Source organism: Limnohabitans sp., assembly GCF_034680285.1.
GTDB lineage: Bacteria > Pseudomonadota > Gammaproteobacteria > Burkholderiales > Burkholderiaceae_C > Limnohabitans_A.
In genome coordinates this window covers 146,053-172,395 of the sequence record NZ_JAXITC010000001.1, presented here as the reverse complement: position 1 = coordinate 172,395, position 26,343 = coordinate 146,053, and the positions used below count along the sequence as shown (strand labels likewise).

Genomic DNA, 26,343 nt, shown 5'->3' with positions numbered 1-26,343 from the left:
CCTGCATGTCCAAATTGCCCATGGTGACTGATTTCGTGCGCACCGACGAGTCGGCCTTTGCCAATATTCCTGATTTCCCGTATTTACCCCACTACACCGAGGTGGCAGGCCTGCGCATCGCCTTCATTGACGAAGGACCACGCGAAGCACCGGTGGTTTTGTTGATGCATGGCGAACCCACTTGGTCGTTTCTTTACCGCAAGATGATTCCGGTGCTGCTGCAAGCGGGCTTTCGCGTGGTCGCCCCTGATCTGGTTGGATTTGGCCGCTCTGACAAACCCACTCGCAAGGGCGATTATTCGTACCGTCACCATGTCCAGTGGATGAGTGCGTGGCTGCAAGCCAATGACCTGACAAGCATCACCTTGTTTTGCCAAGACTGGGGCTCTTTGATCGGATTGCGCATGGCCGCGGCCGCGCCTCAGCGCTTTGACCGCATTGTGCTGGCCAATGGCGGCCTGCCAACCGGCACCACGCCCGTGCCCAAGGCCTTCAAAATTTGGCGTGCATTTGCCCAATACAGCCCATGGTTCCCAATTGGTCGCATCGTCAAAGCTGGTTGCACAGGCGGGCTGACCCCAGCGGAGATCGCCGCCTATGACGCGCCCTTTTCAAGTCGCCGACACCGGGTAGGCGCGAGGGTTTTTCCGAGTTTGGTCCCCATTACCCCCACAGACCCCGAACGCGCCGACAACGAAGCCGCATGGGAAGTCTTTAAGCGGTGGGACAAACCTTTTCTCACTTTGTTCAGCAACCGTGACCCCGTGACACGCGGTGGTTTTCGCATCTGGCACGACTTGGTGCCAGGAGCCAAAAATCAGCCCCACAGCATCACGCGGGGTGCTGGCCATTTTTTGCAAGAAGACAAAGGGGCAGAGGTGGCGGAGTCAATTGTCAACTTCATCCGCACCACACCACGGCCTACCGCGGCGTGACCGTGGCCAACAGTGCCTTGACGGTCAACTGCATCACGGCAGTCGCCTCTGTGGCGGACAAAGCTTGTTCTCGGCGCAAGCGGATCCAAGACTCAAAACTGAGCACCAAGTCCAGGGCATCCAGAAAAGGAGAGTTGTGTGCCAGATCTGGAGGCAATAAACGCTGTAATAGGTCGCGTTGTAGCCTGGCCGACTCCATCAGGTTTTGCGTGAGATAAACAGACTCATGCCGGTGGACTTGAGCGGCCACATGCATTGCAGCGGTTCTGTCATAGATTTCGCTGCGCACAGCGATGCTTTGCACGACACGTTCCTGCCAAGTCTGGCCATCCAGCCGGGCTTGCAACAGGGGCTTGATTTGCGCGTCGACATCGATGCTGATTTCCCGGTACAGCGCATCCATGTTGTCGAAATGGCGAAAAACCGTGCGCAAACCCACGTTGGCACGCAACGCCACTTGCTCTGCGGTTGGTGAGATTTGACCCTCCAAAATGAGCGAGGTCAAAGTCTCGACGATTTTGTTTCGCGTCACCACACTGCGGTTGAGTCGGCCATCAAGTTTCGGGGACTCAGCGGCCTTCTCTTGGGCCTGATTGCAAGCTTTACTGGTTCCGGCCTGTGTTGTGCCCTTTGATTCGTTTTCGCGCATGGCTTCCATTATGACGCTCGACTTTGAAAATGAACGAACCCGTCAAGACACAGTATCGGATACATCCGGGGTAGTGAAGGCCACGCGCACACCATGCAGGCTCAAGCGCGGGAGGTCCAGCGCCAGCAGGCGTTCCCCGCCCATCTCGCTCAACCACAGCCTGACTTGCGCCTGATCCGAGTCATTCATCCCCTGAAACACATCCCGCATCCGTTGAGCCATCCATAAACTGTAGGGCAAGGCCGCGCGACTGAACTGTCCTTGTCCCATCGGCACAGACACATCGGCAAGGCGTCTTGGCAATGGCTTGCCCAGAGGCCAATCGGGGCGCTCAGCTTGAACTTGAGCCAGGATGCCTTCGAGCAAAGGCAGGAATTCACGGCTTATGGCCTGAAAAACAGGCAACAAAGTGGGGGCGATCTGGTCGTTCGGTAGCAGGCCCTGCGAATCGGTGGGCATTTGCGCATGCTCAGGCACACTCATGCGCTGGATCCAGGCGCGAAGATGTGGGCGTGGCCCCACCAACTCACGCGCAGGCCAGGGGTCACGCCCCAAATGGCCGTACATGGCGCCCACCAAACCAAAATCTCCCAACATGGGGCGATCCCCGAACAAAAAACGGTGCTCGGCGAAATGCCGGTCCAACACATCGAGCATGTGCGCCATCCACGCATCCATCACGCCCAACTGAGAAGGCCGAACACCCACGGCAGGCAGCATGCCACGCAATGTTTTGGCCACCACTTTAACGGCACGTTTTTTGGCAAAACCAGGCCACCAAGGCAGCAAAGCATCTCCAGCTTCGCGCTCAAACAAGGCGAAATTTTCGGGGTAAGTCCAGCGCGTGTGCATGGCCATCGGCACCCACCATTCATCACCCCAAGCCTCCATCAGGTAGGAGGCAAAGCGCTGTACCGGGGTGGCTGGATGCACCGACGGGTTTGGCGCATGTGCTTCGATGTGGTCGATGATTCGACTGGTGTCGTTGATCCATTCGCCTTGAGGCGTCACCAAGACCGGCATCACGGCTGCACCGGTCTTTTTTTTGATGCGCCACAACAAGGTCAGCATGTCGACCGGTTTTTGCACAAACAGGGTCTGCTTGTAGCGCAAATAGCACATGGCTTTGCCGGTGAAATAAGACAAATGCCAGCCGTAAAGGATGTATGGACGAGCCATCAGCCCTCTCCTGCTGTTGGAGGAAAACGAAAACGTGCAAAGCCCCGAAGACTCAAATACAGCCCCGAAGTTGAACAGGACGTCAACCGCATCGAATCCAAGGCAATGGTGTTGCTCATGACGACGCTTCAGTTCGAGTAATAGATGTACTCGTCGCTGGCCTTGGTGGGTTGCTTCAGAGAGTGGTCAATTGCAATCGCGGCTGCACCCATAGAGGGCCACAAGGGTTTGCGCTGACTTTTTGACCATTCTGCCAACTGCGCTTGCATTGCGGCCAAACGCTCAGGCTCTTTGTCTACCAGGTTGTTTTTCTCTGTGGGGTCGTTGGCCAAATTGAACAACCAATTCTTTTTGGGCTTTTGCGACACTTGCAACTTCCAGTCGCCAGCACGCACCGTGACGTATTGGTCGGTCCGCCAAAACAAAACATCATGAGGACGCCCTGGCGCCTCACCCTTGATAAAGGGCAGCAAATTCACACCGTCAATGGACCGGTCGGTGGGTGGCTTTTGCCCGGCCGCAGCGGCTGCCGTGGCAAAAATATCAAAGTGACTGACGGGGGCGGTGACTTGAGTGCCTTTGGGAATTTGGCCAGGCCAACGCATGAAGAAAGGCACATGGATGCCGCCTTCAAAGAAAGTGGCTTTCCAGCCACGGTAAGGCGAGTTCAAACCTTCAAGGCCAATATAGTGAGCGCCGCCATTGTCGCTGGTGAAAATGACCAAGGTGTTGTCGTCAACGCCCTGATCTTTCAGCGACTGCAAAACGCGGCCAATGTTGCGGTCCAGAGATCGAATCATTGCGGCATAGACCCGCATGGTGTGGTCTGGAATGAAACTCAGCGCATCGTAGTCTTCACGCGTTGACTGCAAGGGGGTGTGGGGAGCGTTGTAGGCCAAATACAAAAAGAAAGGCCGATTCTTGTTGGCTTCGACCACCTTGACCGCTTCATCAGTGAGGTAATCGGTCATGTACTTGGGCGGCTGAAAAGGTGCACCGTCTTTGAAACGCACAGCCCAAGGCTCTGCGGCCCACAGGAATTTGTCAATCGGGTCGAAGTCTTGCATTGCATTGACCACGTTGGGGTCTTTGGTGGGCAAGAACATCGACGCACCATGCAAATGGGACAAGGATTCGGTGAAGCCGTGGTTGTAGGAGCGAAACTGTGGGTTGTCCCCCAAATGCCATTTACCCAAGTGCACCGTGTGGTAATTGGCTCCTTGCAGCAGTTTGGCCAAGGTGATTTCGCTGGTGGGCAAGCCCATGTCTTCGTAAGGAATCAATTCCGACTCACGCTCGGGGTGGTACAGAGGTTTATGCAATTGATCGGCCGGAGACATGCCTGTGACCGCCTTCATGAATTGCTTGGGCGTGGGCGTAAATTCGAAACCAAAACGTGTGGCGTAACGCCCAGTCATCATGGCTGCCCTGGACGGAGCGCAGGTGGCGTTACCTGAGTAGCCATTGCGAAAATCAACACCCTGCTTGGCAATGCTGTCAATGTGCGGGGTGGGCACTTTGCCACCCGCAATTCCTCCGCCGTAATGCGTGATGTCGTTGATGCCCAGGTCATCTGCCACGATCAGCACCACATTGGGCGGGCGGCGGGTCGCATCTGGCTGATCAGGCCCAGCTTGCCAACGCACTTCTTGGGTGGGGGCGTATTTTTGGTGCATGACGTATTTCACGAAAAGCAGCAGAACACCCGGTCGACCGCCCACCGCGTAAAAAGCCAAGGTGGCCACCACCAAAAAAGCCAACAAGGCCCAGGCAATGCGTTTCAACATGAAAAAGACTCCTCGATGTTCAAAAGTGTGCAGGCTGCCATGTCAAGGCCGTTTGCCCATTTCAATCGCTGTACTGCCGGTTGCTAGGGTAAACCAGTCGCCATCGGTGCCGATGCGCAGTGGGCCTTTGTAGATCTGCTGTGCACCTTTGGCAAAGCTTTGCTCCAAACCCGACAAAGGCAATGGCGGCACGATGTGGTTGAACACCAAAGCCTTGACGTTGGCCGCCAGCGCAATCTCTGCCGCTTCTTCGGGTGTGGTGTGGTAATTGAGCACGTCATGCATGATTTTGGCCAAGTGTGCGCGCCCAGCATCGGCAAATCCTGTTTCAACGACACCCAGCAAAGGCGGGGAAAGGGCCTCATGCAACAACAGATCGACCCCCATAGACTCGCGTTGCACAGCCGCGCTTTTCGATGTGTCGCCACTGATCACCATCGTACGGTCTTTGTAGCGGATCCGGTAACCCACGGCTGGATGCACCGGGCCATGGGATACACGGAACGCAACGATCTCCAAATCAGGCTCGGACAACAGCACTTTGCGTCCCGTGTCATCTGGCAATGTGAACGGCTGCGCCAAACCACCAAATCCAGCCTTTGGCGCCACAGCCTCACCATGGTGACCTATGCGATAGTCCTTGTCTAAGGTGTAGGCGTCGTTGAAGCCCTGCAAGACTTTTTCAAGGCCTTCAGGGCCATGCACAGGCAAAGCTTGCTGGGCGGTGCGCTGAATCCAGCGCTGCATCAGCAATTCGCCCAAGCCATCGATGTGATCCGAATGGAAATGGGTGAGGAACAAGGCTTCGATTTGTCCGGCGTTCAATCGCATCAAGGCAATGTTGCGACTGGCACCCGAACCCGCATCAAACACAAACATGCGTTGGCCAGCCACCACCACGGTGCACGGACCACTTCGTTTGGCATCGGGAAAGGGTGAGCCGGCTCCGCACAATCCCACATGCAGACCGTCAGACAAACCTGCCAGCGGATCAGCTATCGACGTCAAAGCACTGACTTGTCGCTGCATCAGAGCCACCGTGATCGGCCCCCGTTGCCACCATGCCAATGCGGCGAGCACCACCAGAATAAGGCTGGCACGCCCCCACAATTTCACAGAACGCTTCATCGCATGGCCTTTGGTAAAGAGAGAGGCAGTAATCTTCATTTTGAAGCGACAAGGTCAACACAGCAATCGGCACAAGCCCTCTTGCATCACCACTAAAAATATGGCACTGTCAATGCAAATACATTTTCAAGACCTCCCTCGAGGGCTTTGTCACCTGCGTTCATGGACTGCCGTGTTCCCACGTGTAATCTGATTGCAACTGCTCGAATGACCGTCACGGCTTGTCCAACCCAACACCTTCACCGCAAGACATGACCAATCCAAGGGAAAAATCGCTGACTCGACGCGTCACGATCTGGGTATTGGCCATAGGTCTGCTGGGTTTGTTGGGCGTGTGGTTTTGGGGAGGTAGCCAAGCACAGAATGCCAGCCGAGAGCCTTTGGTTTGCGCCCTGCCCTCACCCTTGTCGAACTCACCGCATCCGGGCATGGTCTGGGTGCCAGAGGGGACGTTCGACATGGGCAGTACGCTCTACCCCGAAGAGGGCCCACCACAACGAGTACAGGTGCCTGGCTTCTGGATGGATCGCACCGAGGTCACCAACGATGAATTCGCCGCTTTTGTTAAAGCCACAGGCTACATCACCGAGGCCGAGCGGCCCATCAACCCTTCTCAAAACCCAGGACTGAGCGCCCCCATGCTGCAACCTGGGGCGGTGGTGTTCGTGATGCCCAACGATGTACGTGGCCATGGAGACGTCACTCAATGGTGGCGTTACACACCAGGTGCCCAGTGGCGTCACCCAGCTGGGCCTGCAAGCGACATCAAAGGCAAAGGCTCATTTCCTGTGGTGGCCGTGACGATTGCAGACGCCCGCGCTTATGCCAACTGGAAAGGCCGAGACTTGCCCAGTGAAGCCCAATGGGAATGGGCAGCGCGTACGGCCCGCACCGAAACCACCTCGACACACGAGCAGCCTCCCAAAGCCAACACTTGGCAGGGCCTGTTTCCCGTGATCAATTTGGCCGAAGATGGCTTTGCGGGCCTCGCCCCGGTAGGCTGCTACCCGGCCAATGCGCTGGGGCTGTTCGACATGATTGGAAATGTTTGGGAATTGACAGCGGATGCTTGGACGCCGAACCTCCATACCGCGCACCACATCGACCGACCAGATGCGCCACCCCAAGCCAAGCGCTCCACGTCTGCTGCCCAACATGTCATCAAGGGCGGATCATTTTTGTGCGCACCCAATTATTGCGTGCGTTACCGACCCGGCGCACGCCAACCGCAAGACACGGACTTGGCCACCAGCCATTTGGGATTTCGTACGATTTTGAGGGGAGAACCAAGATGAAACGCAACGTAACCACTGCACGTCAAAATTTGATGCGTGGGCTATTGAGCCTGTTGGCCATCCTGGCCGCTTTCGGGTGCTTTCTGTATGCCAAATCCGAACATATTGTGTTAGGTGCAGAAGCCTACGTCTACGGCTACCCCTTGGTCATCATGGACGTGACGAGGGAGCGCTCCAATCAGAATCTGGGGCCCGAAAATGAACTCCACCGGGTTCGTCAATTTCCAGATGCCCAATTCAAGAACGTGGTCCGACCCAATGTGGACACGCTTTACACCACGGCCTTCATCGACATGGCGCAAGGCCCTTGGGTGTTTGAGATGGCACCCAACAGCACACGCTATGAACTGATGCCTTTCATGGACGCCTGGACCAATGTATTCGCCTCGCCCGGAACGCGCACCAGCGGTACGGCTGGCGGTACCTTTTTACTAGCAGGCCCCGGCTGGAATGGAGCCATTCCAGCAGGCATGCAACTTCTGCGGTCACCCACACGCATGGTCTGGTTGATTGGCCGCACGCAAACCAATGGCGCTTCGGACTTTCCCGTCGTGCATCGCTTGCAAGATGGCTTAAAGCTGAGCCGACTCGATTCCACCCCAGAGCCATTGGCCGAGCCAGCCAATCCGGTGCGAAGTCCCTCTGCCAACGATCTCGCGCCTTTAGCCTCCATGAAAGCCATGGGTACACAGGCCTTCTTTGATCGACTGAGTGCGCTCATGGTGGACAACCCCCCCGCTGCTGCAGATGGTCCGATGGTCATGAAGCTCGCGCGCATCGGCCTGGTGCCCGGCCAGACACCTCAATGGGGTTGGCTCGATCGCATGGGGGTCGGTGTGGGGCGCTGGATCGCCGACTTCAAACTTTCCCAAGAGCTGAACAAACTCAGCGATGCCAAGCGCGGCTGGTCAACACCCCCAGCCATCTTGGGTCAATATGGCACTTACTACAACATTCGCGCTGGTGTGGCGATCATTGGTTTGGGCGCCAACTTGCCGGCAGATGCCACCTACCCCATCACCCGGGGTGATGCCAACGGCCAAAGTCTGAACGGTAAGCACCGCTACAAACTGCATTTCAAGCCTGGCAGCTTGCCACCGGTCAACGCCTTTTGGTCCTTGACAGCTTACGGAGATGACGATTACTTGATCGACAACCCCCTCCAGCGTTTTGCTCTCGGTGACCGAGACCCCTTGGTCTACAACCCCGACGGCTCATTGGATTTGTGGATACAGTCGAGCGAACCCACTGGACAGCCTCTGAGCAATTGGCTTCCCGTCAAACCTGACCAAGCTTTTTCACTCAATGCCCGTCTTTACTGGCCTAAGTCATCTGCTGTTGAAGCGACGTGGCTCATGCCCGCCGTTGAGCGACTTGATTAAGCTCTAAGGACAACGCCATGGGGTCAGCCTTTGGGCTCTCCCTTGAAGGCCATCACCCCATCGTCCACTTGACCGAAGCGCAATGTCAAAAGGTCCAGCACGTAGTTTTGGTAGAGCCGCCAAGGTTTGCGGTCACCTTGTTTGGGCAACCAAGCTGCAGCCCTTTGCACATAACCCGACGTGAAATCCAAAAATGGTTCCGGCTGAGTTTTGTTGTCGCGCGTGGGCGTGAACACCGTTTTCTCATGCCGATCCATGTGGCGCAGCAATCGGCAGAAATAACGCGCCGTTAAATCTGCTTTCAAAGTCCAACTGGCGTTGGTGTAACCAAAGGTGTTGACCACATTGGGCAAACCACTGAACATCATGCCTTTGTAGACCAGCATGTCGGATGTGTCCACAGGCACACCGCCAAGGCTCAACCTGACATCACCCAGCAGGTTCAACTGCAATCCAGTGGCGGTAACGATGACATCGGCAGGTAAAACCTCGCCTGAGCGCAACGAAATACCTTCAGGCGTGAATCGATCAATGTGGTCGGTGACCACCGAAGCCCGACCTTCGCGCAAAGTTTTGAACAAATCTCCGTCGGGCACCAAGCACAGGCGTTGATCCCAGGGCTTGTAACTGGGCGTGAAATGCTTGGCCACATCAAAGTCTGACCCTAATTCTTCCTTGACCATTTTCACCAACCTCGATTTGGCTTGGTGTGGATATTTCCGAAGCAAGTGGAAGAGGTAAATGCCCACCAATACATTCTTGCCACGAATCAATCGGTACGCTAGGCCCTCAGGCAGCCACCGCTTGAGACTTTCGGCCACCGTATCCACCGCCGGTCGCGCGACCACATAAGAAGGTGAGCGCTGCAACATGGTCACATGGGCGGCCTTGCGGGCCATTTCCGGCACCAAAGTGACCGCTGTGGCACCACTGCCAATCACCACCATACGCTTGCCTGTGTAATCCAGATCTTCGGGCCAAAACTGAGGGTGGACCACGCGCCCATGGAAGTCCTCCTCGCCCGAGAAGTGCGGCCGATGTCCTTGTGCGTAGTTGTAATAGCCGGTGCAAAACATCAAAAACCGGGGCTTCATCTGAAATCGCTCGCGCTGTGGACCTCTTTCGATGCCAACCGTCCATCGACCCTCGGCTTCTGACCAATCGGCACTGACCATTCGGTGCTGCATGCGAATGTGAGCACCGATACCGTGCTCCAGCGCCGTATCACGGATGTACTCGCGAATTGAAGCGCCGTCTGCTATGGCCTTGGCAGCACGCCAGGGTTTGAACTCGTATCCCAAGGTGTACATGTCCGAGTCGGAGCGTATGCCCGGGTAACGGAAAAGATCCCAGGTGCCCCCGATGGCCTCGCGCGCTTCGAGCAAAGCAAACGACTTGTTGGGGGCATCGCGCTGTAGGTGAACGGCGGCGCCAACGCCCGACAAGCCCGCTCCAATGATCAGCACATCCACAGCCTCTGGCTGTTCTTGGGGTTCGGCAGTCATCAAAAACTTTGCTGCATCACGAACTGAACGGCGCGATTCTGGCAACTGATGCACCAACTGCCACACATGTGCAACAGCAGCAAACACCTTCAATTGCACCGTCACACTCGCCTCCCTTGCCTTTTGAGCCAGTCGGATCGAGTCGTCCCGCAGCAGCTCAGACTCGCCCACATGCAGCAGCATTGGCGGCAAACCGTTCATATCACCCATCAAGGGCGAGGCCAATGGCTGAGCCGGGTCTGCACCGGCCAAATAAGCTTCGGTCAAATGAGGTAACTGCTCGGGGTCAAACATCGCGTCATGTTTGGCATTGAGTGTGAAGGATGGGCTGGCTCCAGTCAGGTCCAAGGCGGCAGAAAACAAGGCCGCCGCTTGCGGAAGAGGCTCGCCCGCATCACGCAATGTCAACAGCAACCCCAAAGCCAAGTTGCCGCCCGCACTGTCACCCGCCACCGTGATACGCGCATGGGGCGCTTGGGCACGCAAGGCGCGGTAAACCGCCAACACATCTTGTGGCGCAGCGGGAAAGGCGTGTTCAGGTGCCAAACGGTAATTGGGCACAAATACCCGCAAGCCTTGCAAGGCAAAAGCGGCCGTGATGGGCCTGTGAGTGCGGGCTGAGCAGCCCACAAAGCCACCCCCGTGCAGGTACAGCAAAATTGTCTCGTTGTCTGATACACCGGTGCGGGCTTGGACCCACTCCCCAGACACACCACCAACCTCGGCCGATGTGTAAATCGCTCCTTTCGGTGCGGGCAATGGCGTACCAAAAGCTGCTCGCACAGAAGCGATGTCGCGCATATTGGCCAGACGGGGTTTGACCCGGCGGCGCACCACATAGGCGGCCAATTTGGCTTGCCAACTTGCTTTATTCATAAAAAATCCTTGTGCATGCACTCAAACAGCATCGCGGAAAGAACGCGACATGCCCCGCGCCACCCACCGCCAATACGTCACTGGTAACAAACGTTGAATCCAGGACGCCGCCACTGCGTCATCGCCAACCAAAACGCGTGGCTCGCGCCTCTCAATGCCACGCAAGATGCGCCGAGCCGCAGCTTCGGGCGACAAGCGCAAGGCTTTTTGCCAGTTTTTTTGATGCAACTTGATTTCTTGCGCTGTAACGCTCGCCGGTAAACGGGCACTGGTGGCAATACCCGTGCGCACCCCACCTGGATGCAACAGGGTCATTCGAACAGACGAATTCCCGGCCTCTAACTCGTGGCGTAAAGCCTCTGAAAACCCCCGCACCGCGAATTTGGCGGCGCTGTAAGCCGTCTGACCCGGCGGGGCAATGATGCCAAAAATACTGGACATGTTCACAATTTGGGCAGCTTGCGACTGCTGCAGCAAGGGCAAAAAGACACGGGTGAGTCGCACAACCGCACCAAAGTTGATGCTCATCAACCAGTCAAAGTCTTCTTCCGATACTTGCTCGAATTGACCGCCCAAAGCGACGCCAGCATTGTTGATCAGCACAGTGGCCCGCCCATGGTGTGCCCGGACATGATCCAGCAACCCTTGGGCCGATTCAGCTTGGCCCATGTCCAGCACCAGCGTACTGACTTTGACGTCATAAGCTTGAGCCTTAGCAGCCACTTCGGCCAAGCCAGCGCCATTCACATCGGCCAATGCCAAGTGGCAGCCTTTTTCAGCCAGCTGCAAAGCCAAAGCAGCGCCAATCCCTCCAGCTGCTCCGGTGACAACAGCCACCCCATCTTGCAGATTGATTTTGCGTAACGCAGCCATCTTTGATCCTCGTTGGGGGTTTCGACCCATGAAGTCGAAAAAATTTTTTTCACGGCTCAACCGACGGCCACAACCGCGTCAGATTCAAATGCCGGAATAAGTCACAAGCAAGAGCGATACAAGCCAAATAATTGTATTGGCAGTATAGGTGTCAATTTGTACTAGGCGTTAAATATCGCTTGGTTAAGCCAAAAATTTTTCGCTTAGCGCTGAGAGCGGAATCTGTGCGTCAAAGGCCGCCTAGGCCAATGGATGCATTGGCATAGAGGCTGAGTGGGTTCATCGGTCATGCAAATTGGCATAAAAAAAGCACCTAGCGTTTCCGCTAAGTGCTTGTTTTTCCTACCGAATTTGGTAGGCGCGACTAGATTCGAACTAGCGACCCCCACCATGTCAAGGTGGTGCTCTAACCAACTGAGCTACGCGCCTGCTAAGCCTCGAATTATAGCGTCAAAAATCGATTTTTCAGAGCGTGATTCAATTAGACGTGTTTAGCGTCTGCGTGCTGCCCTCACCCCTTTGACGCCACGCACCGTGCCCAATACTTTGCTCAGACGGTCAGCATCGCCAATCTCCACCGTGAAAGTCATCCAAGCCGTGCCTTTGACAGATTGGGTTTGTACGCCGATCACGTTCATCTTTTCTTTGGCAAACACTTCGGAAATATCCCGCAGCAGTCCTTGGCGGTCCATGGCTTCTACTGATACATCCACGGGATAGACCGATCCTTCAGCGTTTTTACCTTCGCCCCAGCGAACATCGATCACCCTTTCGCCATGGCGAGAAGCCAGTTCGCGAAAGTTGCTGCAGTCTTGACGGTGGATGCTCACACCCTTGCCCCGGGTCACAAAACCACCAATGGCATCGGGTGGTGCCGGCTTGCAGCATTTGGACAGTTGCGTGAGCAATGAATCTACCCCCACCACCAACACGCCAGAGGGCGATTTACGGGCAACAGCTCCCTTGAACTTCTTTTGAAAGTATTCGTCCGGCTCCAGCGCTGGTTCCGGTGGGTTGAGCAACACCTCGATGTTGCGCAGTGAAAACTCGTCCTTGCCGACCACTTCGAACAGGCTGTCGGCAGATTTGAAGCCCAACTGGCTGGCCAAATCCTCCAAACGGATCGCGGTTCGACCCAAGCGCTGTAAGGATTTTTCGACCGCTTCGCGTCCTTTGGCGATGGTTTCTTCGCTGACTTGGGCGTTGAACCAAGCACGCACTTTGGCACGCGCACGCGGGCTGGCCAAAAAACCCAGCTCTGGATTGAGCCAATCGCGTGAGGGGCCACCTTCTTTGATGGCGGTGATCTCCACCGTTTGGCCGTTGCCCAGCGGGGTGTTCAAGGGCACCATGACGCCATCGACTTTGGCACCTCGGCAGCGATGACCCAAGTTGGTGTGAACGGTGTAAGCAAAGTCGATCGCGGTCGCACCTTGCGGCAGCTCCACGACCGCTGCGTCCGGGGTCAGCACATAAATGCGGTCATCAAACAGGGGGCTGCCAGGTGCTTTTTCTTGAGCTGCCCCCGACAAATCGCGCTCCCATGCCAGCAACTGCCTGAGTACAGCAATTTTGGTGTCGTAGGCGCTGTTGGCCGAAACACCTGCATAGCCTTTTGCGCCCGCTTCTTTGTAGGCCCAATGCGCGGCCACCCCGTTTTCGGCGTGATCGTGCATGGCTTGGGTGCGAATTTGGACTTCGATGGGGCCGCCATCGGTGTCGCGCACCACGGTGTGCAACGATTGGTATCCGTTGGATTTAGGTTTGGCGATGTAGTCGTCAAACTCTTCAGCAATGGGGGAAAACTGCTCATGTACCCAGCTGAGGACTTGATAACAATCGGCCACCTGAGGCACCACCACCCGCAAGGCGCGAATGTCAAAAACCCGGTCAAAGGCGAGCGACTTGCCACGCATTTTGCGAACAATGCTGTAGATGTGTTTGGGCCTGCCATCCACCTGTGCCTGGATGCCTTGAGCTGCCAAAGCGTCTTGTAAACGCTCGCGCAGGGCCACCATGTAACGCTCGCGCTCGGTACGTTTCTCATCGAGCAGGCTGGCAATCTCTTTGTAGGTGCTGGGCTCCAAGAAACGGAAGGACAGGTCTTCCAGTTCCCATTTGATTTGCCAAATGCCCAGGCGGTTGGCCAATGGCGCAAAAACCTGCAGAGACTCACTGGCCAAAGCGGGTGGCACCAAAAGCTTGGTGGCCGCGTAATGGCGCAAGGTTTGCAAGCGTGAGGCCAAGCGCAGCATGACCACCCGCAAATCTCGGCTGAACGCAAGCAGCATCTTGCGCACGTTTTCTGTTTGAACCTGTGGGCTCAAGGGCGTGTTGTCGGGGCCTTGGATGTGGGACTCGGCTGCCCGCGACAGGCGCTGAACATGCACCAAATGGTTGGTTTGGATGGCCAATTGCGCCAGCTGCGGGCCAAATGCTTTGGCAATCACCTCTTCGGGCTTGTTCAGGTGGGGGCAGGTGTAGACCAAATAACTGGCCGCCTGCATGGCCACAGAGCCGCCCATGTCGGCCAAGATATGCGCTACGGCATCGGCATGGGCCAGTATGTTTTCGCCCGTATCGAGCGACTCACCAGAAATCAGGGGCTCGGCAAATGCACGGGCCTTGGCAAGCGTGCCCGCCTCCTCCACTTCAGCCGTGGCCAACATGACCGGTGGCAAATCGGAGTCGACAGGCTTGCGCGAGGTGGGCCCATGCAAGCGGCCAGGCGTTGTCATGGGGCTTGCGGAATGGCTGATGGTGGGACTGACCATGGCCTCAATCGCCCAACAGGAAAGAGACAATCTTCTGAATTTGGTCATTCCCGGTCAAAGTGGGTGCATGTCCAAAGCCGGGCCAAGTTTCAAGTTTGGCAAGAGGGCCACGCTGCGTCATCTCCATGGCCGTCTCTGGGGTCAACAAATCGGAGTCTTGTCCCCTAATAAGCAGGGTTTGGGCCGTGATTTGGTCATACAAAGCCCACAAAGCGGCCTCACCTGCCACTGCCATGTCAGGCGTCATGGCCCTCAGGGGTGTGCCAATGGCGGGGTCGTAATGCAAGGTCAAAGCGCCATCGTTGCCGGTACGGGTCATGTGTGAAGACATCTCGCGCCAGACTTCGGGCAACACGGGTCCAAAGCCTTGGGACAGCGACCACAACGACTTGGCCACCTCATCCAGGTCGCGGTACTGTCCGTATTGACCCACATAGGTCTTCATCCGCTCAACCGATGACCAAGTGATGGCCGGACCCACATCGTTCAGCACCAGGCGGTGAATACCGACAGGCAAAGGCAAACCGGGCTGACCCGCCAAAACCATGCCAATCAGACCGCCCATGCTGGTGCCAACCCAGTCGAGGCTTTGCATGCTTGCACCCCCTAATTTGGCTTGCACTTGGCTGAGCATGGCCAACATGTCTGATGCATATTGCGGAATTTGGTAGAGCGCCGGGTTGTCAAGCCACTGACTGCGGCCTCGTCCCGCCACATCGGGGCAAATGACTTGCAAAGGCTCTGCGCTTTTCGCGACCAGCGCTTGGGCCAAAAGGTCGAAATCACGGCCCTGCCTGGTCAGCCCGTGCGCACAAACCACCACTCTTTGCGCATCTGGCTGACCCCAATGAACATAGGCCATGCGGTGCTGGCCTTCAGGATGCGGGCAATCAACCCACTCATGTTGAGGCTGAGAACTTTGAAGTGGCGGGTAAGTGGTCATGACAATCAGAAACAATCTCGGAGCTGGGCGTCAAAAACAGGGCGATGACAGCGCCATAATGGACTTTTGAACATCCTAATTCATCTTTCGGAGTCATCTTCATGTTGCAAGGTAAAACAGCGTTGGTCACAGGTTCCACCAGCGGCATCGGTCTGGGCATCGCCAAGGCTTTGGCCAAACAAGGCGCCAACATTGTTCTGAATGGCTTTGGCGATGCCGAAGGCCCCAAGGCTGAAATCGCTGCGCTGGGTGTCAAAGTTGCGTACCACGGCGCTGACATGAGCAAAGCCTCTGAAATTGAAGCGATGATGAAATTCGCAGCCGACACATTTGGTCGCGTGGACATTCTGGTGAACAACGCTGGCATTCAGCATGTGGCCAAGATCGAGGATTTCCCCATTGAGCGCTGGGACGCCATCATCGCCATCAACCTCTCAAGCGCCTTCCACGCCACACGCTTGGCCTTGCCCGCCATGAAAGCTGCCAATTGGGGCCGCATCATCAACGTGGCCTCTATCCACGGCTTGGTGGGTTCTGCTGAAAAGTCGGCCTATGTCGCAGCCAAACATGGTGTGGTGGGTTTGACAAAAGTCACGGCCTTAGAAAACGCCACCACGGGCGTGACCTGCAACGCGATTTGCCCGGGTTGGGTGCTGACCCCCTTGGTGCAAAAACAAGTGGATGCCAAAGCGGTGGCCATGGGCTTGTCCAATGAAGAAGCCAAAAAACAACTGCTGCAAGAAAAAGAGCCCTCCATGCAATTCACCACGCCCGAAGAACTGGGCGAGCTGGCCGTATTCTTTTGCTCTGCAGCAGGCAACAACGTGCGCGGCGTCGCCTGGAACATGGACGGCGGCTGGACTGCCCAATAAGTCTGGCCATGAGCACTTCTTCTCGCTTGGACAAAATCGTCATCGTCGATGACGACGCCCGCATCCGTGACTTGTTGCGCCGTTATTTGTCGCAAGAGGGTTTTGACGTCTTGTTGGCCGAAGATGGTCGCGCCCTCGACCGGATCTTGCAACGGGAAACCATCGACTTGGTGGTGCTCGACTTGATGCTGCCGGGCGAAGACGGTTTGAGCATTTGCCGCCGTTTACGCACTGCAGGAATCAAAACTCCGGTCATCATGCTGACGGCCAAAGTGGAGGATGTGGACCGCATCAACGGCCTTGAAATCGGGGCAGATGACTATCTGGGCAAGCCATTCAACCCGCGTGAGTTGTTGGCCCGAATCCATGCGGTTTTGCGCCGCAGACCCCAAAGCGAGTCCCCCAGCGCCCCCTCCTCTGCTGACCACGAAGTGATCGTCTTTGGGGCTTTTTCACTGGATTTGGGTATCCGTTCGCTGACCAAAAACGGCGAAGACATGCCCTTGACCAGCGGCGAATTCGCCATGCTCAAAGCACTGGCGCGCCACCCCAAGCAGCCCCTGACTCGCGACAAACTGGCCCAATTGGCTCGGGGGCGTGAGTTCGAGCCCTTTGACCGCAGTCTGGACGTCCAGATTTCTCGACTGCGCAAGATGATTGAGCTCGATCCCGCTTCACCCAAAATCATCCAGACTGTCTGGGGTGTCGGCTATGTGTTCGTGCCTGACGGTCAAGCGTGACGCCAATTCAAGCCCCACCATCTGAGGGTGACGCTTTTGACCGGGCGCCCCGCAGGGTCAAACTGAGTCTTTTTTGGCGAACCTTCTTTCTGTTGGTCTTGTTGATTTTGTGCAGCAGCTTGGCTTGGCTGCAAATGTTCCGCACACAAGAGTACGAGCCGCGCGTCTTGCGCAATGCCCACCAAATCGCCACGGTGGTCAATTTGACCCGCACCGCCCTCATTCACACCGACGCCATTGCCCGTGTGTCTCTTTTGAAAATGTTGGCAGACGAGGAAGATGTTGGCATCCAGACGCGCGAGCCCAATGACCAATTTGTTCAGTTTGGCGCATCAGGCCTAGAACGCCAATTGGTGGATGAAATGGTCAAGCGCTTGGGCCCCGATACGCTGATTGCGTCCGAGGTGAATGGGGAACCCGGTCTTTGGATTGGTTTCAAAATCGAGCGTGACAGTTACTGGTTGCAAATGGACCCTGCTCGGCTGCGGCCACTGGGCGGCTCTGCATGGCTGACTTGGCTAGGTCTGACTTTGGCGCTGTCTTTGGGAGGTGCTGCCTTGATGGCGGGCCTCATCAACCGGCCCCTGAAACGATTGTCTTTTGCCGCCAGCCAAGTGCGCGAGGGGCACTTCAGCACATCGACCCTGGACGAAGACGCCGCCACTTCTGAAATCCGTGAAGTCAACATTGGTTTTAACCGGATGGCTGAGCGCTTGGCCAAAATCGAACAAGAGCGGGCATTGATGCTGGCTGGCATCTCGCATGACCTTCGCACGCCACTGGCTCGCTTGCGCCTAGAAACCGAATTGAGCGTGGCAGATCTTGAAACCCGCGATTTGATGGCCGCCGACATCGCGCAGCTCGACGCCATCATCGACAAATTCCTCGACTACGCCAGGCCTGAACCCACCGAATTAGATCCAGTCTTGCTCTCTGGCGTGATCAGCAGAAGCATTGCGCCTTGGCGAAACAACCCGCGCTTTGATATCAGTGTCGATGTGGCAGAAGACCTGCAAGTGCATGCCGAGCCAGTGGAACTTTCGAGGGTGTTGTCCAACCTGTTGGAAAACGCCCGCCGCTACGGTCAAAGTCCGAGCGATGGCATCACTCGCGTCGAAATCGTGGCCAGGGTGCACGAAGGCTGGGTGTTGCTGCGCGTGCGCGACCAAGGCCCGGGCGTATCCCCTGAAGCTCTGAAAAATCTCACGCAACCATTTTTCAGGGGGGATGTTGCCAGAACTTCGGCCACAGGTTCCGGTCTGGGCCTGGCCATTGTGGAGCGCTCGGTTCAGCGCATGGGGGGCACGTTTTCCGTGTTCAACAACAGCGCGGGGGGCTTGATGGCTCTGATGAAGTTCAGGCAGGCTGAGCCGAATTGAACACCAGCAAGACCACAGCCCGCGCTTCCATGCTCTGCCCCATGCCCACGGGGCCCAGTTTTTCAGCTGTCTTGGCTTTTACATTCACCTGATCCGCTTTCACACCCAGCGCCTTGGCCACGCCAGCGTTGATGGCCGCCATGTGAGGCGCCAATTTCGGCGCTTGGGCCACGATGGTGCTGTCCACATTCACCAGTTCCCAGCCTTGCGCACGCACGCGGCGCATGGCTTCGGCCAGTAAGACTGAGGAATCGGCACCCTTGAACTTCGCATCCGTGTCGGGAAAATGCCGCCCAATGTCGCCCAAGCCCGCCGCCCCCAACACCGCATCGGTGATGGCGTGCAACAAGACATCGGCGTCGGAATGCCCCAAAAGGCCAGCGGTGTGGGGAATTTCGACCCCACCCAAAATCAGCTGCCGTCCGGGCACCAGAGCGTGCACATCCCAGCCTTCACCGATGCGGATATTCATGGTTTTGCCTTTAATACAGCCTCGGCAAACGCAAAGTCTGCCGGGTAAGTGACTTTCAGATTCATGGCCGAGCCTGGCACCAAACGGGGCGACAAACCTAGCCGCTCCATGGCGCTGGCTTCGTCGGTGATGCCCGCAAACCCGGAGGCTGCCACCTGCGCAAGCGCTTGGTGCAGCGGACCCACACGAAACATCTGCGGGGTCTGCGCCAACCATTTGCCTTCACGCGGCACGGTGGTCTCCACGCGGGGCACATCACCCTGTGTCTGTGTCTTGAGCGTGTCTGGCAGCGGCAAAGCCAGCAAACCGCCGACCGGGTCATCCTGACATGTCTCAATCAGCAAGGTGACCGCCTCGGGCGTGACCAGACAACGAGCTGCGTCGTGCACCAACACCCAGTCTTGGGCGGGCACACCAGTGGCCAACATGGCGCTCAGCCCGTTGAAAACGCTTTCTGCCCGGGTGGCTCCGCCGCAGTTCAGCCTGGCAAAGCGCTCAGGCCAAAGAGCGCCGTTCGGCCAGACAAAATCATCATCGGGTGACAACACCAGCCAGCCCTGCGCGATTTGCTGCACCTGCGCCAAGGCCTGCACGGTGTGCATGACCATCGGCTGCCCGGCCACGGTCTGGTACTGCTTGGGCATGGGGGTGCCCGCACGGCTGCCAGTGCCCGCGCAAGGGATCAGGGCGTGAAAACGGGGATGGGCAGAAGTCAAAGACATGGCTTCAGATTGTAGGAGGTCGCTCTGCGCCTGAACGGCGCCCCATGGCCATGGCCAAAGTGGGGGCTCTTGGGCACCACTTCTACAATGCAGTGTCTGCAAACTTTTCCACCCCCCTCCATGTCGGCGGGGGGTGTTTTGCTTTTTTCACCGCCATTGCCCAACGCCACCATGCAACTGCCCAGCCTGATTTCCGGCAAACGTTTCACCCTGCCCCGTCCGGCCGGATCGGCCGATGCCGTGCTGCTGGCCCAACTGGCTGAGCGCGAGAAAAAAGCAGGCAAGCTCACTGCCATCGTCACCAGCGACGCAGCCGACGCCCAGCGCCTGATGGACGAGTTGGTGTTTTTTGCACCCGATCTGCGCTGCGTGATGTTCCCCGACTGGGAAACCCTGCCCTACGACACCTTCTCGCCGCACCAGGACTTGATCTCGGAGCGCCTGGCCACGCTCTGGCGCATCAAGCAGCGCAACCATGCCGAAAGCGCCGATGTGGTGCTGGTACCCGCCACCACCGCGCTGTACCGTCTCGCCCCACCATCCTTTTTGGCGGGCTACACCTTCGAGTTCAAGGTCAAGCAAAAGCTCGACGAAGCCCAGCTCAAGGCCCAGCTCACCCTGGCGGGTTACTCGCACGTCAGCCAGGTGGTCAGCCCCGGCGAATACGCGGTGCGAGGCGGCTTGATCGACCTGTTCCCCATGGGCTCTTTGGTGCCTTACCGGGTGGACCTGTTCGACGACGAAATCGACAGCATTCGAACCTTCGACCCCGACAGCCAGCGCAGCCTCTACCCCGTGCCCGAGGTTCGCCTACTGCCCGGGCGCGAGTTTCCGATGGACGAGGCGGCCCGTGCGCGGTTCCGGAGCCGTTGGCGCGAACTGCTTGAAGGCGACCCGACCAAGAGCCGCATTTACAAAGACATGGGCAACGGCGTGGCCACGGCGGGCATCGAGTACTACCTGCCGCTCTTTTTTGAAGAAACCGCCACGGTGTTTGACTACCTGGGGGCTGGACAGGCCGATGCCGCCACCGTGGTGCTGCACGGCGATCTGGAACCCGCCTTCCAGCGCTTTTGGCAGGACACCCGCGACCGCTACCGCCTTGTGCAGGGCGACCCCGAGCGGCCGGTGCTGCCGCCCGAATCGCTGTTTTTGAGCGCCGAGCAGTTCTACACCCTGACCAACGGCCACGCGCAACTGGCCCTGCGCGCAGGCACCAGCGATGTGCCCGACAACACGCTGGCCCAACCCCTGCCCGAGCTGACGGTGGTGCGCGGCGCAGAAGACCCGCTGTCACGATTGCAAGCGCACATCCGCAGCAGCACCAGCCGCGTGCTGATCCTGGCCGAGAGCGATGGCCGCCGCGAAAGCCTGCTCGACTTCGTGCGCTCCAGTGGCCTCACGCCGCCTGTGTTCGACAGCCTGCAAGACTTTTTGACCAGCGACGAAAAAGTCGGCATGGCCACCGCTGCACTGGTCAGCGGCTTCCATTGGTTCGAGCACAACATCGACCTGGTCACCGAGACTGAACTCTTCGCGGCTGGGGCAGTCACACGCCGCCGCAAGAAGCAGGAACAGGTCAGCGACGTTGAAGCGCTGATCAAAGACCTGAGCGAGCTGAACGTTGGCGACCCGGTGGTGCACAGTGCCCACGGCATTGGCCGCTACCGGGGTCTGGTCAACATGGACATGGGTCAGAAAAACGAAGACGGCACGCCCGCCCTGCAAGAGTTTTTGCACCTGGAATACGCAGACAAGGCCACGCTCTATGTGCCGGTGAGCCAGCTGCAGCTGATTGGCCGCTACACCGGCGTGAGCGCAGACGAAGCGCCCCTGCACAAGCTGGGCTCAGGCCAATGGGAAAAGGCCAAACGCCGCGCAGCCGAGCAGGTGCGCGACGCCGCAGCCGAGTTGCTCAACATCTACGCCCGCCGCGCCGCCCGCGAGGGCCACCCTTTCCGCTACAGCCCACAAGACTACGAAACCTTTGCCAACGACTTTGGCTTCGAGGAAACCGCCGACCAAAAGGCCGCCATCCACTGCGTGATTCAAGACATGATCAGCCCCCGCCCTATGGACCGCTTGGTCTGTGGCGACGTGGGCTTTGGCAAGACCGAGGTCGCGCTGCGGGCTGCTTTTGTGGCCGTCACGGGGGGCAAGCAAGTGGCCATTCTGGCCCCCACCACGCTGCTGGCCGAGCAGCATTACCAAACCCTGAAAGACCGCTTTGCCAAATGGCCCGTCAAGGTGGCCGAAGTCTCGCGCTTTCGTTCTGGCAAAGAAGTCACCGCCGCCCTCAAGGGCATTGCCGACGGCACAGTGGACATCGTGGTCGGCACGCACAAGCTGCTGAGCGAATCCACCAAATTCCACGACCTGGGCCTGCTCATCATCGACGAAGAACACCGCTTTGGTGTGCGCCACAAAGAGGCCATGAAAGGCCTGCGGGCCGAGGTCGACGTGCTCACACTCACCGCCACCCCCATCCCCCGCACCATGGGCATGGCTTTGGAGGGCCTGCGCGATTTGAGCGTGATTGCGACTGCGCCGCAACGCCGTTTGGCCATCAAGACCTTTGTGCGCAACGAAGGCACGGGCGTGATCCGCGAGGCGGTGCTGCGCGAGCTCAAGCGCGGCGGCCAGTGCTACTTTTTGCACAACGAGGTCGAGACCATCGAGAACCGCAAGCAAAAGCTCGAAGAAATCCTGCCCGAAGCCCGCATCGCCGTGGCCCACGGCCAAATGCCCGAGCGCGAGCTGGAGCGCGTGATGCGCGACTTTGTGGCCCAGCGCTACAACATCTTGCTGTGCTCGACCATCATCGAGACCGGCATCGACGTGCCCACGGCCAACACCATCGTGATCTCTCGCGCCGACAAATTCGGCCTGGCCCAGCTGCACCAACTGCGCGGGCGAGTGGGCCGATCGCACCACCAAGCCTATGCCTATTTGATGGTCCCTGAGATCGAAGGCCTGACCAAACAGGCGGCCCAGCGGCTGGACGCAATCCAGCAAATGGAAGAACTGGGCAGCGGCTTTTATTTGGCCATGCACGACCTGGAGATCCGTGGTGCTGGCGAAGTGCTGGGCGAAAACCAGAGCGGCAACATGCTCGAAGTGGGCTTTCAGCTCTACAACGAAATGCTGTCCGAGGCGGTGCGCTGCTTGAAGTTGGGCAAAGAACCCGATTTGCTCAGCCCCCTGTCGGTCACGACCGACATCAACCTGCACGCCCCCGCCCTGCTGCCCAACGACTACTGTGGCGATGTGCACCTGCGCCTGAGTTTTTACAAAAAGCTGGCCACCGCCAAAACCAGCGACCAGATCGACGCCCTGCTCGAAGAGCTGGTGGACCGCTTTGGCAAACTGCCCCCGCAAGCGCAAACGCTGGTCGATGTTCACCGCCTGCGCGTGCTGACCCAGCCTTATGGCGTCATCAAGGTCGACGCCGCCCCGGGCGTGATCCAAATCACCTTCAAACCCAACCCGCCCGTGGACCCTATGGCCATCATTGGCCTGATCCAGAAGAACAAACACATCAAGCTGGCGGGCAACGACAAAATCCGCATCGAGCGCGAACTGCCCGACCCCAAAGCGCGGGCGCAGATGGTGCGGGATGTTCTGCGGAGTTTGGGTCAACCCAAATCAGAAACGACCACCGCTTGAGTCCATTCCACGATCTTCGATAATCCTGAATCATGACCACTGTTACCGAATTCGCCCCCGGCCTTGCCATCCAAGGCTTCATCGCCCCCCTGTCTTTGTCCCAGTTCAAGCTGATCGCGTTTGACATGGACTCCACGCTCATCAGCATCGAGTGCATCGACGAGATTGCCGACGCCGTGGGCCGCAAGGCCGAGGTGGCGGCCATCACCGAAGCGGCCATGCGCGGCGAGATCACAGACTTCAAGGAAAGCCTGCGCCGCCGTTTGGCCTTGCTCAAGGGCGTGACGCTGGCCGACATGGAGCGCGTATACACCGAGCGCCTGAAAATCAATCCCGGCGCAGCCGAGTTGATCGCCGCTTGCCAAAAGGTGGGCATGAAGGTGCTGCTGGTGTCTGGTGGATTTACCTTTTTTGCTGACCGCGTGAAAGAGCGCTTGAACATCGACTTCGCCCGTTCCAACCGGCTGGAGGTGGTGAACGGTGAACTCACAGGCAACCTGGTCATGCAAAGCTGGGGCGACATTTGCGACGGAGCCGAGAAGCGCAGAACGGTGCTGGAAATGGCCTCGTTGATGGGCATCGAGCCGCAACAATGCATCGCCGTCGGGGACGGTGCCAATGACCTGCCCATGATGGGCGTGGCAGGTTTGTCAGTGGCGTATCACGCTAAGCCTAAGGTGCGCGAGCAGGCCATGGTCGCGATCAATGAAGGCGGGCTGGACCGGCTGTTGGAAGTCGTTCAGGCCTGAGCGTTTCTGCCGAGGCTTTATCGCGACGGGGACCTCGCTCCTACAGGTTTGTGGGAGCCCCGCCCTCGGGGCAATGGCTTGTGGTCTGCGAACAGTCTTTCGCGGCGAGGGCGCCGCTCCTACAAAAGGCCTCAGCGGCGCAGAGGTTTGAGTAGATCGCTCAGCCCGTTGTGGTCGATTTCTTGCATGAGTTGAAGGAGTTGCCCGATTTCGCCCTTGGGGAATCCTTCACGCGCAAACCAGTTGAGGTAATCGCCGGGCAAGTCGGCAATCAGCATGCCCTTGTGCTTGCCAAAGGGCATGGGCATGGTGACCAGCTTCGTCAGGTCTTCGGGCTTCATGGCCTAGCCCTCACACCCCGCCCCAGAGCCATTCACGCACGCGGGCATGCAACGCCTCGGGCCGCGAGATCATGACCCAATGTCCACAAGGCAAGCCTTTCACCGCACTGCCGGGCGTGGTGGCGACTTTTTCCAGCCATTTGGCCGAATGGAACATGAAAGGTTTGCGCTCGCCATAAACAAACAGCAGCGGCATGGGCAGCTGAATTTGCGCCGCGCTCTGGAAGCCGCCCGCCGAGCCGAACCACTGCATGGCGTAGGGGTAGTTCATCTTGTAGGTGATGGTGGCCGGGTCTGTGGGGCAGCGCAGCCAGCGGGCCATGGCGCGGGTCATGCGGGTGCCCAGGCTGCCGCCGATTTTCCAGGCCAAGGCCAGCCAGACCTGATAGCCCATCACCGACAGCTTTTCCTTGACGCCCCAGCTGCGCAACAAGGTACCCGAGTTGTGGTCGCCCACGTCCACCGCCACCACGCGGGCCACCCGCTCGGCGTGGCGCATGGCGAATTGATAGCCAAAAATGCAGCCCCAGTCGTGCAGCATCAGGGTCACGGGTTTGTCCGGGCTGATTCGGTCCACGATCTGGAGCAGCAGTTGGCACATGTCGTGGAGACTTGTTGCCGAGGGGCCTGACTCAAAGCCCGGCAGCGTCAAGCGCGCACAGGTGGCGCGGTCCTGCAGGGCAGCCACGGTGCCGTCCCACAGGGCACGGGTATCCGGCCAGCCGTGCAGCATGAGAATGACCTCGTCACCCTGCCCTTGCAGCCAAACGTCAGTGCCGTTGACAGTGATGCACAGTTCGGTTCCCGCAGCCATGGCTCAAAGCGCCTTGGCCAAACGCGAGACGCCTTCAAGAATCTTGTCTTCGCCCACCGTAGCAAAACTCAAGCGGAAAGTGGCGTGGTCGGGGTTGGCGCAGAAGAACGGCGTGCCCGGCACAAAGGCCACGCCCTGCTCGATGGCGCGTTTGGCGTACGCATTGCCGTCATTCACCTTGTCGCCAGCGCCTGTCAGACGCGCCCACACAAACAAACCGCCTTGGGGCTGCACAAATTCGACCGCATCGCCCAATTCGCGGCGCAACGCGTCGCCCATGGTTTGGGCGCGCTTGGCATACACAGCACGCACTTTGTCCAGAGTGGCTGGCATCCGGCCAGCCAACAGGTACTGCGCGGCCGTGGCTTGGGCAAAGGTGCTGGTGTGCGCATCGCTGAACTGCTTGCACATGGTGGCGCGGGCCAGCAATTCGGCTGGGGCGATCATCCAGCCCACACGCAGTCCGGGCGACAGCACTTTGGACAGCGACCCGCAATGCACCAGCAACTCGCGGCTGCCGGGCACCGTGCTGCTCAAGGCCAGCAAGCTGGGTGGTGGCGCTTCGCCAAAATACAAATCGCCATAAGGATCGTCTTCGACAATCAGGGTCTGGTGCTTGACCGCCATCTCCAGCACCTTTTTACGGCGCTCGGCGCTCAGCAAGGCACCACTCGGGTTGCCAAAGGTGGGGATCAAATAAACAAACTTGGGCTTGTGCTCGGCGATCAGTTTTTCCAGCTCGTCGGTTTTGACGCCGTGGCCGTCCACCGGGGCGCTGATGAGTTCAGCCCCATACAAACGGAAGCACTGGATGGTGGCTAAAAAGGTCGGGCCTTCCACGATCACCTTGTCGCCGGGGCTGATCATGGTTTTGCCGATCAAATCCAACCCCTGCTGGCTGCCGGTGGTCACGATCAGCTGGTCTGCGGACACCTCTTTGGCACCCTTTTGCGCCATGAAGTGGGCCAGTTGCTCGCGCAGCGGGCCAAAGCCTTCGGTCGCGCCGTACTGCAGGGCCGCGCCGGGGTCTTGGTTCAAGGCGGCATTGCTGGCTTCGCGGATGCCGTCCACGTCAAACATCGCGCTGTCGGGGAAACCGCCCGCGAAACTGATGATCCCGGGCTTGCCCAAAAGCTTGAAAAGCTCGCGGATGGCGGAGGTTTCGACGTTGTTCAGGCGGTCGGCAAATTGCAAAGGCATGGTGTATCTTCCCGGGTTGTCTTGGTCGTCATTTTGCCAACATCTGCACACCTACTTTTGAC

The 26,343-nt window shown here is 58.1% G+C and carries 21 protein-coding genes and 1 tRNA gene; 8 read left to right on the top strand and 14 right to left on the bottom strand.

Going from position 1 to position 26,343, the window contains the following annotated elements; translation table 11 throughout:
- Window positions 1–5: 5 nt before the first annotated feature.
- On the top strand, window positions 6–935 hold the full coding sequence (locus SWE17_RS00835; protein WP_322991241.1) for a haloalkane dehalogenase: 930 nt from the start codon (window positions 6–8) through the stop codon (window positions 933–935).
- Here the strand turns inward: SWE17_RS00835 and SWE17_RS00830 are convergent.
- The 4 genes from SWE17_RS00830 to SWE17_RS00815 all read right to left on the bottom strand — a co-directional run bounded on the left by SWE17_RS00830 (window position 922) and on the right by SWE17_RS00815 (window position 5,678).
- A complete protein-coding gene (locus SWE17_RS00830; RefSeq protein WP_322991240.1) occupies window positions 922–1,467 on the bottom strand; it encodes a TetR/AcrR family transcriptional regulator in 546 nt (181 codons plus the stop codon). The genes SWE17_RS00835 and SWE17_RS00830 overlap by 14 nt on opposite strands.
- A gap of 159 nt (window positions 1,468–1,626) precedes the next feature.
- On the bottom strand, window positions 1,627–2,763 hold the full coding sequence (locus tag SWE17_RS00825; protein WP_322991239.1) for a glutathione S-transferase family protein: 1,137 nt from the start codon (window positions 2,761–2,763) through the stop codon (window positions 1,627–1,629).
- A 128-nt stretch (window positions 2,764–2,891) separates the two neighbouring features.
- Window positions 2,892–4,550 carry a sulfatase-like hydrolase/transferase gene (locus SWE17_RS00820; protein WP_322991238.1) on the bottom strand — a complete coding sequence of 553 codons (1,659 nt, stop codon included), beginning with the start codon at window positions 4,548–4,550 and terminating at the stop codon, window positions 2,892–2,894.
- A gap of 42 nt (window positions 4,551–4,592) precedes the next feature.
- Window positions 4,593–5,678 (bottom strand): MBL fold metallo-hydrolase, encoded by a 1,086-nt coding sequence (locus SWE17_RS00815; protein ID WP_322991237.1) that lies wholly within the window; start codon window positions 5,676–5,678, stop codon window positions 4,593–4,595.
- Window positions 5,679–5,929: 251 nt separating this feature from the next.
- Between SWE17_RS00815 and SWE17_RS00810 the strand changes: the two genes are divergently transcribed.
- Entirely contained in the window at window positions 5,930–6,973 is a 1,044-nt protein-coding gene (locus SWE17_RS00810) for a formylglycine-generating enzyme family protein (protein ID WP_322991236.1), read from the top strand.
- On the top strand, window positions 6,970–8,355 hold the full coding sequence (locus SWE17_RS00805) for a DUF1254 domain-containing protein (protein WP_322991235.1): 1,386 nt from the start codon (window positions 6,970–6,972) through the stop codon (window positions 8,353–8,355). Before SWE17_RS00810 ends, SWE17_RS00805 begins: the two co-directional genes overlap by 4 nt.
- A gap of 23 nt (window positions 8,356–8,378) precedes the next feature.
- On the opposite strand, the gene SWE17_RS00800 is transcribed toward SWE17_RS00805, so the two are convergent.
- The 5 genes from SWE17_RS00800 to SWE17_RS00780 form a co-directional block, all read right to left on the bottom strand.
- On the bottom strand, window positions 8,379–10,736 hold the full coding sequence (locus SWE17_RS00800) for an alpha/beta hydrolase fold domain-containing protein (RefSeq protein ID WP_322991234.1): 2,358 nt from the start codon (window positions 10,734–10,736) through the stop codon (window positions 8,379–8,381).
- 21 nt (window positions 10,737–10,757) lie between these two features.
- Window positions 10,758–11,609 carry an SDR family NAD(P)-dependent oxidoreductase gene (locus SWE17_RS00795; protein WP_322991233.1) on the bottom strand — a complete coding sequence of 284 codons (852 nt, stop codon included), beginning with the start codon at window positions 11,607–11,609 and terminating at the stop codon, window positions 10,758–10,760.
- 352 nt (window positions 11,610–11,961) lie between these two features.
- Window positions 11,962–12,038: transfer RNA gene (locus SWE17_RS00790), tRNA-Val, on the bottom strand.
- A gap of 62 nt (window positions 12,039–12,100) precedes the next feature.
- Window positions 12,101–14,347, bottom strand: coding sequence for a bifunctional (p)ppGpp synthetase/guanosine-3',5'-bis(diphosphate) 3'-pyrophosphohydrolase (locus SWE17_RS00785; protein WP_322991232.1), 2,247 nt, complete (start codon window positions 14,345–14,347; stop codon window positions 12,101–12,103).
- Between the two features lie 40 nt (window positions 14,348–14,387).
- Window positions 14,388–15,155, bottom strand: coding sequence for an alpha/beta hydrolase (locus tag SWE17_RS00780; protein ID WP_322991231.1), 768 nt, complete (start codon window positions 15,153–15,155; stop codon window positions 14,388–14,390).
- Window positions 15,156–15,427: 272 nt separating this feature from the next.
- Between SWE17_RS00780 and SWE17_RS00775 the strand changes: the two genes are divergently transcribed.
- The 3 genes from SWE17_RS00775 to SWE17_RS00765 all read left to right on the top strand — a co-directional run bounded on the left by SWE17_RS00775 (window position 15,428) and on the right by SWE17_RS00765 (window position 18,317).
- Window positions 15,428–16,198, top strand: coding sequence for a 3-hydroxybutyrate dehydrogenase (locus SWE17_RS00775; protein WP_322991230.1), 771 nt, complete (start codon window positions 15,428–15,430; stop codon window positions 16,196–16,198).
- A gap of 8 nt (window positions 16,199–16,206) precedes the next feature.
- Window positions 16,207–16,938, top strand: coding sequence for a two-component system response regulator OmpR (ompR, locus tag SWE17_RS00770; protein WP_322991229.1), 732 nt, complete (start codon window positions 16,207–16,209; stop codon window positions 16,936–16,938).
- Window positions 16,939–17,036: 98 nt separating this feature from the next.
- Window positions 17,037–18,317, top strand: a complete 1,281-nt coding sequence (locus tag SWE17_RS00765) for an ATP-binding protein (RefSeq protein WP_416234941.1) — start codon at window positions 17,037–17,039, stop codon at window positions 18,315–18,317.
- Here the strand turns inward: SWE17_RS00765 and ispF are convergent.
- Both ispF and ispD read right to left on the bottom strand, forming a co-directional pair.
- The gene (gene ispF, locus SWE17_RS00760; RefSeq protein ID WP_322991227.1) at window positions 18,295–18,789 is read right to left on the bottom strand and encodes a 2-C-methyl-D-erythritol 2,4-cyclodiphosphate synthase; all 495 of its coding nucleotides are present in this window, start codon (window positions 18,787–18,789) and stop codon (window positions 18,295–18,297) included. The two genes, SWE17_RS00765 and ispF, sit on opposite strands and share 23 nt — an antisense overlap.
- Window positions 18,786–19,511: a 2-C-methyl-D-erythritol 4-phosphate cytidylyltransferase gene (ispD, locus tag SWE17_RS00755; protein ID WP_322991226.1), complete on the bottom strand. Its 726-nt coding sequence runs from the start codon at window positions 19,509–19,511 to the stop codon at window positions 18,786–18,788. The genes ispF and ispD overlap by 4 nt, the downstream gene beginning before the upstream one ends.
- Window positions 19,512–19,682: 171 nt before the next feature.
- On the opposite strand from ispD, the gene mfd reads away from it, so the two are divergent.
- Both mfd and serB read left to right on the top strand, forming a co-directional pair.
- Window positions 19,683–23,177, top strand: coding sequence for a transcription-repair coupling factor (mfd, locus tag SWE17_RS00750; RefSeq protein WP_322991225.1), 3,495 nt, complete (start codon window positions 19,683–19,685; stop codon window positions 23,175–23,177).
- Between the two features lie 32 nt (window positions 23,178–23,209).
- Window positions 23,210–23,926, top strand: coding sequence for a phosphoserine phosphatase SerB (serB, locus tag SWE17_RS00745; protein WP_322991224.1), 717 nt, complete (start codon window positions 23,210–23,212; stop codon window positions 23,924–23,926).
- Between the two features lie 131 nt (window positions 23,927–24,057).
- Here the strand turns inward: serB and SWE17_RS00740 are convergent, their stop codons facing one another.
- From SWE17_RS00740 to SWE17_RS00730, 3 genes are read right to left on the bottom strand one after another with little or no spacing between them, the layout of a single operon-like run.
- Window positions 24,058–24,267, bottom strand: coding sequence for a DUF3820 family protein (locus tag SWE17_RS00740; RefSeq protein WP_322991223.1), 210 nt, complete (start codon window positions 24,265–24,267; stop codon window positions 24,058–24,060).
- A gap of 10 nt (window positions 24,268–24,277) precedes the next feature.
- On the bottom strand, window positions 24,278–25,081 hold the full coding sequence (locus SWE17_RS00735; protein ID WP_322991222.1) for an alpha/beta hydrolase: 804 nt from the start codon (window positions 25,079–25,081) through the stop codon (window positions 24,278–24,280).
- Between the two features lie 3 nt (window positions 25,082–25,084).
- Window positions 25,085–26,281, bottom strand: coding sequence for a PLP-dependent aminotransferase family protein (locus SWE17_RS00730; protein ID WP_322991221.1), 1,197 nt, complete (start codon window positions 26,279–26,281; stop codon window positions 25,085–25,087).
- Window positions 26,282–26,343: the final 62 nt, after the last annotated feature.